This window comes from Arthrobacter sp. NPDC097144 (assembly GCF_044762205.1).
Classification (GTDB): Bacteria; Actinomycetota; Actinomycetes; order Actinomycetales; family Micrococcaceae; genus Arthrobacter_B.
On record NZ_JBIWDW010000004.1, the window covers coordinates 542,003 to 554,221 of the forward strand.

Annotated in this window: 11 protein-coding genes; 5 read left to right on the forward strand and 6 right to left on the reverse strand. The window is 65.7% G+C overall.

Annotated elements, in window-relative coordinates; genetic code table 11:
* Positions 1 to 458 precede the first annotated feature (458 nt).
* Complete coding sequence (locus ACIQXM_RS12435) at positions 459 to 707, forward strand: hypothetical protein (RefSeq protein ID WP_400931861.1); 249 nt, start codon at positions 459 to 461, stop codon at positions 705 to 707.
* Between the two features lie 9 nt (positions 708 to 716).
* Positions 717 to 2,276 carry a methionine--tRNA ligase gene (gene metG, locus ACIQXM_RS12440; protein ID WP_400931863.1) on the forward strand — a complete coding sequence of 520 codons (1,560 nt, stop codon included), beginning with the start codon at positions 717 to 719 and terminating at the stop codon, positions 2,274 to 2,276.
* Between the two features lie 105 nt (positions 2,277 to 2,381).
* On the opposite strand, the gene ACIQXM_RS12445 is transcribed toward metG, so the two are convergent.
* The 6 genes from ACIQXM_RS12445 to ACIQXM_RS12470 all read right to left on the reverse strand — a co-directional run bounded on the left by ACIQXM_RS12445 (position 2,382) and on the right by ACIQXM_RS12470 (position 8,699).
* Positions 2,382 to 2,912 (reverse strand): hypothetical protein, encoded by a 531-nt coding sequence (locus tag ACIQXM_RS12445; RefSeq protein ID WP_400931865.1) that lies wholly within the window; start codon positions 2,910 to 2,912, stop codon positions 2,382 to 2,384.
* 132 nt (positions 2,913 to 3,044) lie between these two features.
* On the reverse strand, positions 3,045 to 5,552 hold the full coding sequence (locus ACIQXM_RS12450) for an FtsX-like permease family protein (protein WP_400931867.1): 2,508 nt from the start codon (positions 5,550 to 5,552) through the stop codon (positions 3,045 to 3,047).
* 2 nt (positions 5,553 to 5,554) lie between these two features.
* Positions 5,555 to 6,319, reverse strand: coding sequence for an ABC transporter ATP-binding protein (locus ACIQXM_RS12455; RefSeq protein ID WP_400931869.1), 765 nt, complete (start codon positions 6,317 to 6,319; stop codon positions 5,555 to 5,557).
* Between the two features lie 69 nt (positions 6,320 to 6,388).
* The gene (locus tag ACIQXM_RS12460; protein ID WP_400931871.1) at positions 6,389 to 6,703 is read right to left on the reverse strand and encodes an MmcQ/YjbR family DNA-binding protein; all 315 of its coding nucleotides are present in this window, start codon (positions 6,701 to 6,703) and stop codon (positions 6,389 to 6,391) included.
* 39 nt (positions 6,704 to 6,742) lie between these two features.
* Positions 6,743 to 7,423, reverse strand: a complete 681-nt coding sequence (locus ACIQXM_RS12465) for a response regulator (protein ID WP_400931913.1) — start codon at positions 7,421 to 7,423, stop codon at positions 6,743 to 6,745.
* 67 nt (positions 7,424 to 7,490) lie between these two features.
* Positions 7,491 to 8,699, reverse strand: coding sequence for a sensor histidine kinase (locus ACIQXM_RS12470; RefSeq protein WP_400931872.1), 1,209 nt, complete (start codon positions 8,697 to 8,699; stop codon positions 7,491 to 7,493).
* Positions 8,700 to 8,928: 229 nt separating this feature from the next.
* Here ACIQXM_RS12470 and ACIQXM_RS12475 point away from each other — a divergent pair, with 229 nt between their 5' ends.
* From ACIQXM_RS12475 to ACIQXM_RS12485, 3 genes are all read left to right on the forward strand, one after another.
* Positions 8,929 to 9,990: a 3-isopropylmalate dehydrogenase gene (locus ACIQXM_RS12475; RefSeq protein WP_400931874.1), complete on the forward strand. Its 1,062-nt coding sequence runs from the start codon at positions 8,929 to 8,931 to the stop codon at positions 9,988 to 9,990.
* A 61-nt stretch (positions 9,991 to 10,051) separates the two neighbouring features.
* The gene (locus tag ACIQXM_RS12480) at positions 10,052 to 11,158 is read left to right on the forward strand and encodes a branched-chain amino acid aminotransferase (RefSeq protein ID WP_400931876.1); all 1,107 of its coding nucleotides are present in this window, start codon (positions 10,052 to 10,054) and stop codon (positions 11,156 to 11,158) included.
* A 19-nt stretch (positions 11,159 to 11,177) separates the two neighbouring features.
* On the forward strand, positions 11,178 to 11,963 hold the full coding sequence (locus ACIQXM_RS12485; RefSeq protein ID WP_400931878.1) for an MBL fold metallo-hydrolase: 786 nt from the start codon (positions 11,178 to 11,180) through the stop codon (positions 11,961 to 11,963).
* The last annotated feature ends 256 nt before the right edge of the window (positions 11,964 to 12,219 follow it).

Here is a 12,219-nt window from a genome sequence, read left to right on the forward strand (position 1 = left end):
AGCGGCGCCGGGAAACTCCGCCTTGCCGAACCGACACCCCTGGAACGCAGCTGGGCCGCTCCCGCAGCGCTGGTGGTGTGGCTTGGCACCTTTGCTGCGGTCTCCTTCGCCGGCGGTAACGGTAACGGTTCCTACGACGGCGTCAGCGGCTGGGTCCGGGTGGGACCGGCGGTGACCTATGCGGCAAGCGCGGCGTTGGTCGGAGTCCTGGGATTTGTTCTGCTGCTGCTCACGCAACCGGGGATCTACAGCGGGCTAGCCGTCGCGCTCCTGCCGCCCTGGGCGCTCTTCACTGCGCTGTACGGACTGCGGGGCGGTCTGCCCGCCGGCGGGCGCTACCTCATGATGTACGCAGCTTCAGCCCTCGCGGCGGCGGGGGCGGGGTATCTCGCCTGCCGCTGCTCCCGCTTCTCCTCCTGCTGTGGCCCCGCTACCGGCGGAACCGGCGTCGGACCACCGTGGAGATCATCCTGTCCGCGCTCGCCGCCGGCTGCGGCACGGCGTGGTGGGGGCTTCTGGGCTACGGGCCCGGCTGGTCACCGGACCTGGGCGTCCTGGTTGCGCTTCCGGCCTGGATTGTTGCGGTCATTCCCACCGGAGTTCTGCTGGGGCTGGGTTACCTCGAACGGTTCGATACTGCCGAATACCAGTCACGGGTCGAACAGCGCACTTCGGCCGAAGCGACACCGGAGGGCAAAACAGGGTAATTTTCTTATGTGACTTCTTCCGATTCCCAGACCCCGTTCTACATCACCACTGCTATCTCCTACCCCAACGGCGAACCCCACATTGGGCACGCCTATGAGCACATCGCCACCGACGCCATGGCCCGCTTCAAGCGCCTGGACGGCTACGACGTGTTCTTCATGACGGGTACGGACGAGCACGGCCTGAAGATGCAGCAGTCCGCGGATAAGGAAGGCATTACCGCCAAGGAACTCGCGGACCGCAACTCGGCCGCCTTCCAGCAGATGGAAGCGGACATGGGCACCTCGCCCGACCGTTTCATCCGCACCACCGATCCGGACCACTATGCCGCCGCCCAGGCCATCTGGAAGCGCATGGAGGACAACGGGGACATCTACCTCTCCAAGTACGCCGGCTGGTACTCCGTGCGGGACGAGGCGTACTACACCGAGGATGAAACCGAAGTCCGTGAAGACGGCATCCGGTACTCCAAGGAGACCGACACCGAGGTGACCTGGACCGAGGAGGAAAGCTACTTCTTCCGCCTCTCCGCCTATCAGGACAAGCTGCTGGCACTTTATGAGTCCCAGCCCGCCTTCGCCGCACCGCAGTCCAAGTTCAACGAGGTCATCAGCTTCGTCAAGGGCGGCCTGGAGGACCTGTCCATTTCCCGGACCACCTTCAACTGGGGCGTTCCGGTTCCGGGCAACCCGGACCACGTGATGTACGTGTGGGTGGATGCACTGACCAACTACCTCACCGGCGTCGGCTTCCCCGACACCGAGAGTGAAACCTTTAAGAAGTACTGGCCGGCCGATGTGCACGTGATCGGCAAGGACATCTCCCGCTTCCACGCTATTTTCTGGCCGGCCTTCCTGATGTCCGCCAAGATTGAGCTGCCCAAGCGGATCATGATCCACGGCTTCCTGCACAATAAGGGCGTCAAGATGTCCAAGTCGCTGGGCAACGTTGTGGCGCCGAAACAGTGGGCGGACCAGTACGGCCTGGATTCCGTGCGTTTCTTCCTGCTGCGCGAGGTTCCTTTCGGCGGCGACGGCTCCTACAGCCACGAGGCCGTGGTGGGCCGGATGAACTCGGATCTGGCCAACAACCTGGGCAACCTTGCCCAGCGGTCCCTGTCCATGGTGGCCAAGAACTGCGGCGCCGCCGTTCCGCAGCCCGGAGAGTTCACCGAGGAGGACCGGTCCATCATGGCAGCGGCCGGGGAGCTGCTGGAAATCTCCCGCAAAGCCTATGACGTCCAGGACTTCCACGGTGCACTCGAAGCCACGTGGAAGGTCCTCGGTGACACGAATGCCTACTTTGCTGAGCAGGCACCGTGGGTACTGCGGAAGACCGACGTCGAACGCATGAACACGGTGCTCTACGTGACACTGGAGGTGCTGCGCATTGTTGCCATCCTCATTCAGCCGGTGATGCCGGAGAGCGCCGCCAAGCTGCTGACCGTCCTGGGCCAGTCCGACGACGACGCCCGCCGGTTCAGCGCGATCGCCACCCCGCTGGTGCCCGGCACCCCGCTGCCGGCTCCGGCGCCGATCTTCCCGCGGTACGAAGAACCCGCCGAGTAGGCCTCTCCTCCGCCCCGCCAGCGAAAACACCCCCGAAATAGCAGAAAGTGCTCTTCTGAACGCTCAGAAGGGCACTTTCTGCTATTTCGGGGGAAGGGTGGGGGGCTAGGATCCCTGGCTGAGGGAACCGGTGAGGAACCTGGCCGGCGCCGTTTCCACCATCACCTTTGCCACTGCATCCTGCTGCCGGCCGGCCATCTCGATCAACTCCTGGAGCCGGGACGGATTGAAGCGGTGGTCGTGTGCGGACAAAGCCAGCAGGGTGCGCCACAGGCATTCCTTGGCGCGGACAATGGACTGCAGGCTCTCCAGCTCAAACTGGCCGGTGGTGCCGCCTCCGGTGCTCAGGGGGTTGGCGGGGCCGAGTTTTCCGGCTGCTGCGCCCACCATGGCCATGGCTTTCTTAACTTTGCTGCGACGGTAGCCCAGAGTCACAATCAGCTGTTCCAGCTCATCGCGCTCGCCGGAAATTTCAGATTCCAGATCAGCGAAGGTCTGCTCGTAGCCGGACCCTTCCCAGGTTCGGCGGGCTGCTCCGAAAAGCCGAACCCCGGTTTCAGCGCCCAGCAGGTGGTCATCCAGATATGCGGACAGGGATGCATGCTGGGGTTTCCAGGCGGCTCCGGGGTTGGACATCTCGTACTCCTTCGACTTGGGCTGATCAGGTTGCTTACTATCCTGTCAGATCACCGGACCGGCCGCGAGCGCACCGCCGCGGGGTCTCCCCGCAGAGGTGCGCTGGCGGTTCAACCGCTGCTCAGGCGCAGGTTAGTCGGCGGCCAGCCCGGCCACCGGAGAAAGACGTGCCGCGCGTCGCGCCGGCAGCACCGAGGCGGCCAAGCCGGCGAGCAGCGCTACGGCCAGAACCACGCCGAGCTGTTCCCACGGGATGGATACAGCCACCGGGCTGAAGGCACCCAGCGCGGACTGCGCGCCCAGCCATCCGTACAGCGCTCCGAGCACCGTGCCCAAGAGGGCGGCGACGCCGGCTATGAGCAGCGCTTCCAGCGCCAGCATTCCGCGCAGCTGGCCCCGGGTCAGTCCAAGCGCCCGCAGCAGGGATGATTCCCGCGTGCGTTCCAGGACGGAAAGCGAGAGGGTATTGGCCACTCCCACCAGGGCAATCACCACGGCCACGCCCAGCAGCCCGGTCACCACCATCAGCAGGACATCGATGACCTGTTCAAAGGACGCGCGCACAATGGCAGCCCCGGAAACCATGTAGTCCTCCACGCCTACGGCTTCGGCGAGGTCTGACTGCAGGTTCAGCAGTTCGTTGCTGGTCAGGGAGTCGTCAACGGAGAGCCACAGCTGCGGCCCGGACAGATAGACGTCCGGATCTGCGGTCTTTGGAACACCGCCCAGTTCGTCTGCGGTTGAACCCGCCACCAGCGGCTGCATGGCGCCGCTTTCGCTCAGGATTACGTCCAGTGTCATGTCACCCTTGGCACCGTTGACCGTGACGGTCTTTTCCTTGGTGCCTTGGGGCATGAGGATGCTGCCGGGGGCGACGTCCACCGTGGTGTCCTGCAACACCCCTCGATCCGCCGGATCCAGCGCGTAAACCTCCGTCGGGTAACCGTCCATATCCGTGGTGCCGGCCACCGGCAGCAGTGCAGCCTGGTTCACGCCGGGAACGGCCCGGGCTGTATCGGCGTCGTCCCCGGTGAAGGGCGAGCCGTCCGACAGGCCGCCGCTGATGGCCACGTCCACCGGGAACTCCTGGGACAGGAGGGTGCTCAGCGAATCCCTGGCGGTTGCAGCGCCGGTCATCATCATGGCCACCAGGGTCACGCCGATGAGCAGGGCCGACGACGTTGCCGAGGTCCGCTGCGGGTTGCGCACGGCGTTGACTGCCGCCAGTTTGCCCGGCACTCCGAGCGGAGCCGCCAGGGAACCAACGGCACGGACCAGGGAAGGAATGAAGAGAGTTGCGCACATCAGCACGCCCACAAAACTCAGCATGCCGCCGGGAAGGGCCAGGAGCAGATCGGCACGGACCGCTCCGGCTGCCAGCAGGGCTGCCCCCGCGGCCAGCAGGACCAGTCCGCTCACCAGCCGGACCTTGCCTTGGCGCGTACCGGCACGCACGTCATCGGCAGGACGCAGTGCGGCCAGAGGTGCCACAGCTGTGGCGGCCCGCGCCGGAACCAGAGCAGCCAACACGGTCATCACCACACCGACACCCAGGCCAACAATGACGGAAAGCGGGGAAACGGACAGCGTTGCGAAGCCGCTCTCCGGAATGTTTTGGAGATAGGCCACGATCGCACCCACCAGGGCCACGGCAACCAGCACACCGGCAATGGACGCGACGACGCCCACCAGCAGGGCTTCAACGATTACCGAGCGGCGGATCTGCGAGCGGGCCGCTCCGATGCAGCGCAGCAGGGCCAGTTCCCGGGTGCGCTGGGCGACCAGTACGGAGAAGGTATTGGAGACCACCAGGGCGCAGACCAGCACGGCCACGGCCGCGAAGGCCAGCAGGATCACTGTGAGCTGGTCTTCTCCGCCCGTGAATGATGCCACTGTTGCCTCGGTCTGTTCGGCCACCGTGCGCACCGTAAGGCCGGTGAATCCGGCGTCGGCCAGCTTCTGCCCCACTGCTGCCTGGACATCCTCCAGATTGGCGCCCGGTGCCAGGCTTGCCTGGACGCTGCGGAACCCCTGTTCAGCGGAGGCGAACTGTTCCACTGTTGCCGTGGGGGCGTAGAGCTGCGCCGCGCCCATCTTCATGGGGTCCCGGGAGGTGGAAACTATGGCGCTCGTGGTGAGACCGGTGGCCTCAGCGTTCAGTTCACCGCTGGCTGTGAGGGACAGGACCGAACCCGGGGCGAGGCCCAGACGGTCTGCAGTGTCCTGGTCCACGGCAACCTCCCCGGCGGCGGGCAGGTCACCTTCCACAATGTCGACCGGAAACAGGGCGCGGTCTTCGGCCGTGTTGTTCAACTCGGCGAAGGAGGTTTTCTTCCCTTCTCCCATGTTGACGTAGGACGAAATGACCGCGTATGTTCCGGCAATCCCGTCAGTGTCCCGGATGGCGTCCGCCATTTGCTGGGTGATGACGGTGGGGGGAGCGTCGTAAGACACTTCGGGCATGACCACCAGATCCGCGTTCCGGTACCCCTCGCCGATGCTCTGCGTCAGGGAGGCCTTGGAGGAGGAATTGATGATCAGCGTTGCAGTCAGGAACCCGACGGCAATCATTACGGCAAGGGAAACGGCGATGAAGCGGCGGGCGTTAAGCCGCACCTGAGCCAGCGCTACCTGCAGCATGCTCAGGCCCCCAGCTTGGTCAGGGCTGCGAGCACGGTCTCCGGAGTGGGCCGGGACAACTCGCCCACCAGGGCGCCGTCGTTCATCAGGACCACGCGGTCCGCGTAGGAAGCAGCCACCGGATCGTGGGTGACCATGATGATGCTCTGGCCCATCTCCCGGGTGGAGCGGCGCAGCAGGGAGAGCACCTCGGCGCCGGACTTGGAATCCAGGTTGCCGGTGGGCTCGTCGCCGAAGACCACATGCGGGCGGGTCAGCAGGGCGCGGGCGACGGCGACGCGCTGCTGCTGTCCGCCGGAGAGCTCGTGGGGGCGGTGCTTGAGCCGGCCGGTCAGGCCCAGAATGCCGGTGATTTCTTCCAGCCACTTCCGGTCCACCTTGCCGTTCGCCAGGGCCACGGGCAGCGTGATGTTCTGTTCAGCCGTAAGGGTGGGCACCAGGTTGAAGGACTGGAAGACAAAGCCCACGCTGTCGCGGCGCAGGCGGGTCAGTTCGGCGTCCTTGAGGGAGGTAATCTCCGTGTCCCCGATCCAAATCCTGCCCGAGTCGGCGGTGTCCAGTCCGGCAAGGCAGTGCATGAGGGTGGATTTGCCGGATCCGGACGGCCCCATGATGGCTGTGAAGGTGCCGGTGTCAAAGGTGACGTCAACGTCGGACAGGGCGTGGACCGCGGTATCCCCGGAACCGTAGGTCTTGTTCAGGGATCGGGCGGCAGCGGCGGCCGTGGTGCCGCCGGGCACGGAAGATTTCTCAGTAAGGGTTGTCATACCACTACGTTATGCCGCGGCCCGTTGCCGCAGCATCGGAGGAGGGGCGGGGATCAGCCCGGCTCCGTCTCATACCGTGGGTGGAAGCGGGCCTGCCAATTGGTAGGACTCCAGCAGCAGTTCCCCGAGTTCGCCGCGGTCCACCCGGTCCAGCCGGACCAGCAGCAAAAGCGGGGAACGGTCGTGGTGCGGCGTCCAAGAGAATGTGTCCGGGTTGGTGCCCGCCAGTGCCTCCCGTTCGGCAGACTTGACGGTCAGAATCCCGTCCTCCCAGATCCGCGCCATGAGGGTCCGGGCAAACCATGCGGGCTGCTGCCAGCTGAGACGTTCGGTCACGCCGGGCAGCCCAAGGCAGAAGGAACGGACGTCGGCTTCAGCGGACACGGCAGCCTCCCTGGCTCCGGAGCGCCGGAGCGCCCCTGTCTACGGTGCGACGATACCGGTCTCGTAGGCGATCACCACAGCCTGCACGCGGTCCCGGGCGCCGAGCTTGGCCAGGATGTGGCCCACGTGCGTTTTCACTGTGGCGTCGGAGAGGAACAAATGTGCGGCGATCTCGGGATTGGAGAGCCCCTGCGCGATCAGCCCGAAGACTTCGCGCTCGCGGGGGGTGAGGCGTTCGATGTCGGCGGCGTGCCGGCTCACCTCGGCGGTGGGCTCGCGCAGCAGGGGTGCCACATGGTCCAGCAGCCTGCGGGTGGTCGACGGCGCAATCACCGCGTCGCCGCGGTACACGGTGCGGATGGCGTCGAGCAGTTCTTCCGGCGGGGCGTCCTTGAGCAGGAAACCGCTGGCTCCGGCGCGGATGGCGGACAGCGCATACTCGTCCAGGTCGAAGGTCGTCAGCACCACCACCTTGAGCTCGGCGTCGCTGGATCCCCTGGGCTGCGCAGCCGCCCGCTCCAGCAGCCGGGCGGTGGCCTCGATGCCGTCCATGCCGGGCATGCGCACATCCATCAGGACGACGTCGGCGCGCACCGCGGAGAGCGCGTGCAGCGCTTCGGCTCCGTTTCCGGCCTCGGCCACCACCGTCAGGTCCGGCTGGGAGTTGATGAGCATCTTGAAACCGCCGCGCACCAGCTGCTGATCATCAACCAAAGCCACGCGGATGGGGGCGGCGGAGGTGTCGGCGGAATCGGACTCAGGGGTCCAGGGGGATTGGGGCACGTGCCTAGGCCTCCGTGTAGGGAATGAATGCTTCAACGCGGAATCCTCCGCCGGGCGCAGGGGCCGCTTTCAATCTTCCATCGTAGAGGGCCACCCGCTCGGCCATGCCGTTGATGCCCTGCCCGGAACCGGCAGCCGGGGAAGCCGGCCCGCTGTCGGCCCCGGCGCCGCGGCCGTCGTCAGCGACGCTGATCTCCACTCCGCGGGAGGTCCATTCCAGATCGACTGCTGCCCGTGCCGCAGACCCGGCATGTTTCAGGACATTGGTCAGGGATTCCTGGATGACCCGGTACGCGGTCAGCTCGGCCCCGGCGGGAAGCTGCCGGCGCATCGTTCCCGTTTCGGTCAACACCACCTCCAGGCCGGCGCGTTTGACCGCGTCCACGAGGGAGCCGACGTCGGACAGTGAGGGCAGCGGACGGGTGGAGGCCAGCTCGTCTCCGCGGAGCACTCCGAGCAGGCGCCGCATTTCGCGCAGTGAGCCGCGGCCGGTTTCCGCAATGGTGGCCAGGGTCTTCGCTGCAATCTCCGGATCCGAGGCGCTCGCATACCTGGCGCCGTCGGCCTGGGTGATGATGACCGAGAGTGAATGGGCCACAATGTCGTGCATTTCGCGGGCAATGTGCGTGCGTTCGTCGGCGGCCGCCAGGTCCCGTTCCTGCTGGCGCTCGGTTTCCAGCCGCCGGGCCCTGTCCTCCAGTGCCTGGATGGCGAGCCTGCGGGTGCGGGCCAGGTCGCCGAAGGTCCAGGCGACCAGGATGACGGCTTCAAAGGCCACCAAGCTGAAAAAGTACATCGCCAGTTCAACCGGGGATGAGGCTGCATACGGGAAACCGAAGTACCGGAAGACGAACAGTGCGCCGCCCGCCAGGGCCAGGGCCAGCCCGCCCAGGCTCGCCCAGCGCGGCCCGTACGCAGCCAGCGTATAGACGGTAACCAGCGGCAGGATATCCGCTGGCAGGGGGAACCCGCTGAAGATAATCTGCACCAGGCAGAAGAAGGCGGTAATGCTTCCTGACAGCACCGGACGGGTCCGGCGCCAGGCCAGGGGCACCACGATGCCCAGGGATACGGCGACGTCGAAGACCGGATGGGTGCTTCCAACAGCAGCCGCCGACAGCACGAAGAACAGGACGCCGAAAAGCATCAGGGTGAGGTCGACCTTGAACGGGTTGGCCTGGAGCCAGGCTTGAATTCGGCGGTGCACGAGCATGAACAACAACTTTAGGGCCAGCAGGCACGCCCGCGCCTCATGCCACGGTCTGATACCCGACGGGGCACGGCGGGCGGGGCGCCGTCGTCGCCCGCCCCTCCCGCGAGATGGCAGAAAGTGCACGTCTCAGCCCTGGGACGTGCACTTTCTGCCATCTCGGCGGCCCGCAGTGTGTCCAGCATGTGGGATGGTTTGCCCGGGATATGGACTGCCTTCCTAGAATGGCCGAATGAGCGAACAGTCCTCCACCGTTTCCCTGGCCGTCATTCCCGGCGACGGCATTGGCCCGGAAGTCACTGCCGAGGCCGTCAAGGTGCTTCTTGCCGTGACCGAAGGCGGTCCCGTGCAGTTTGAACTGACGGAGTATCCGCTCGGAGCCGAGCACTGGCTCGCCACCGGTGAAACGCTGCCGGACAGCACGCTGGAGGCACTCAAGGGACATGACGCCATTCTTTTCGGAGCCGTCGGGGCTGCTCCTGGAGACACAAAGATTCCGTCCGGACTCATCGAACGGGAAATGCTGCTCAAGCTGCGCTTCAGCCTGGACCACTATGTAAACCTGCGTCCGTCACGGCTGTACCCCGGAGTGGAAAGCCCGCTGGCCAACCCCGGCACGGTGGATTTCATTGTGGTCCGCGAAGGCACCGAAGGCCCGTACACCGGCAACGGAGGGGTGCTCCGCGAGGGAACCCCGCAGGAGGTGGCCACCGAGGTGTCCCTTAACACCGCCTACGGTGTTGAGCGCGTGGTCCGCGATGCCTTCCGGCGTGCCAATGACCGGCCCCGCAAAAAGCTCACCCTGGTCCACAAGCACAATGTGCTGGTCTACGCCGGCCGGCTGTGGAAGCGCACGGTGGAGCGCGTCGCCGTCGAATTCCCCGAAGTGAGCCACGACTACCTGCATGTGGATGCGGCAACCATCTTCATGGTGACTGATCCGTCACGCTTTGACGTCATCGTCACGGACAACCTCTTCGGCGACATCATCACGGATCTGGCCGCCGCGGTGACCGGCGGCATCGGGCTGGCGGCCTCGGGCAACATCAACATGGACGGCACCTTCCCCTCCATGTTTGAACCGGTGCACGGCTCCGCCCCTGACATTGCGGGCCAGCAGAAAGCCGACCCCACTGCCGCCATCCTCTCGGCCGCGCTGCTGCTGCGCCACCTTGGCAGGGAAAAGGAGGCCGCCCGCGTGGAGCAGGCGGTGGCCGACGACGTCGCTGTGCGCACCGGTGAACCGCGGACGACGGCGGAAGTCGGCAATGCGATTGCCGCAGCGGTGTCATAAGCTCGGGAAGTACCAATAACCAATTCGTCGGGCGGCCTGCGCCGCCCACCGTGGAGGAAAAATGTCTGTCAGCGCTCTGGAATTTTCCCAGCAGCTCTCTGCCCACCCGAAGCCGGACGAGGAGCGTGCAGCCATTCTGGCGGACCCCGGATTCGGAGACTACTTCACGGACCACACGGCCGTCATTGACTACAAGGTCGATGAAACCGGCACCGGTGTCTGGCAGAACGCCCGCATCGAACCGTACGGCCCCATCGCCATGGACCCCGCCGCTGCCGTGCTGCACTACGGCCAGGAAATCTTCGAAGGTCTGAAGGCCTACCGGCACGCCGACGGTTCCGTATGGACCTTCCGGCCCGAAGCCAATGCCGCGCGCATGAATCTCTCCGCCCGCCGCCTGGCCCTGCCGGAACTTCCCGAAGAGCTGTTCATGGAGTCGCTGCGCCAGCTGGTCTCCGTGGATGCGGACTGGATCCCCGAGGGCGACGGCGCCGCGCTGTACCTGCGCCCGTTCATGATCGCCACCGAGGCCTTCCTGGGTGTCCGCCCCGCCCGTGAGGTTTCCTATCGGGTTATTGCTTCCCCGGCCGGCAACTACTTCGGCGGCGAGCTGAAGCCCGTTTCCATCTGGCTGTCCACCAAGTACGCCCGCGCAGGCATCGGCGGCACGGGCGAAGCCAAATGCGGCGGCAATTACGCCGCTTCCCTCATCGCCCAGATGGAAGGCGAGGCGCACGGCTGCAAGCAGGTGCTCTTCCTGGACGCGGCCAATGACAACGCCGTGGAGGAACTCGGCGGCATGAACGTCTTCTTCGTCTTCAAGGACGGCACGCTGGTTACTCCGGCACTGTCCGGCACCATCCTGCACGGTGTCACCCGTTCCTCGGTGCTGCAGCTGGGCCGGGACCGCGGCCTGAACGTCCAGGAACGCAAAATCACCCTGGACGAATGGCGCGACGGCGTTGCCTCCGGCGACATCACTGAGGTCTTCGCCTGCGGAACCGCAGCCGTCATCACGCCCGTGGGCGAACTGAAGACTGAAACCGAGACCATCGGTTCGGCGGACGCCGTTGCCGGCCCGGTCACCATGTCCATCCGTGAACAGCTCCTGGGCGTCCAGACCGGCACCGTGGAAGATACCCACGGCTGGCTGACCCGCCTGGCCTAAGGCTTAACAAAGGAACCCGATGTCCGCCACTACCCTGACCCGCAGCAGCCCGCTGACCCGCTTTGCCCTGGCACCGAACCCCGGTCCCATGAGCTTGGAGGGGACCAACAGCTATGTCATTGCCGCTGAGGGATCAAGCCATGTGGTGGTGGTGGACCCGGGGCCTCTGGATGAAGACCACCTGCAGCTCCTGGCATCGGCCGGGACGGTGGACCTGGTCCTCATTACGCACCGCCACCCCGATCACACCGAGGCCAGCGAACGTTTCGCAGAGCTGACGGGCGCTCCAGTCCGCGCCTTCCATCCGGATTACTGCGTGGGCGGGGATCCGCTAACCGACGGAGAGAAGCTGCAGGCCGGGGGAGTGGACATCACCGTGCTGGCAACACCCGGCCACACCTCGGACTCCGTCTGCTTTCACCTTCCGGACGACGGTCCGGGCGGATCCGTGCTGACCGGTGACACCATACTGGGGCGCGGCACCACGGTGCTGGACTATCCGGACGGAACCCTGGGCGACTACCTCGCATCGCTTGACCGGCTTTCCGAGCTGGGGCACGCCACAGTGCTTCCGGCCCACGGCCCGGTGCTGCCTGATCTGAGCACGGTGGTCCTCACCTACCGTGACCACCGCCAGGAACGGCTCGAACAAATCCGCTCGGCGCTGCATAGTGCAGGAGCTGATGCTTCTGTCTCAGCGGTCGCGGATCTGGTGTACGCCGATGTGCCGGCCAATGTGCGCCGGGCGGCGGAACTGTCAGTGGCGGCGCAGCTGCAGTATCTGCGGGGCGGCGCACTGCTGTAGCCGGCCTTGCTGTGAGGGAGGCAACGGACCGGAGACTTGCAGGGCGCCGAAGCCCTGTTGCACACTATTAATCGCTGGTTTCCAGCAGAGCTCGGCTCCCCGGGGACCCCGGTTCGGCATAGTGCAGGAGGTCACACTCCTGCGGTTTGCACGGTCCGGCAACTCTGTGTAAAGTTGAGTGAGTTGCCCCGGAGAGCGCCCAGCGGACATGGTCTGCAAGCGAGACTCCCGGATCCGGCAACATCCCACAACACAG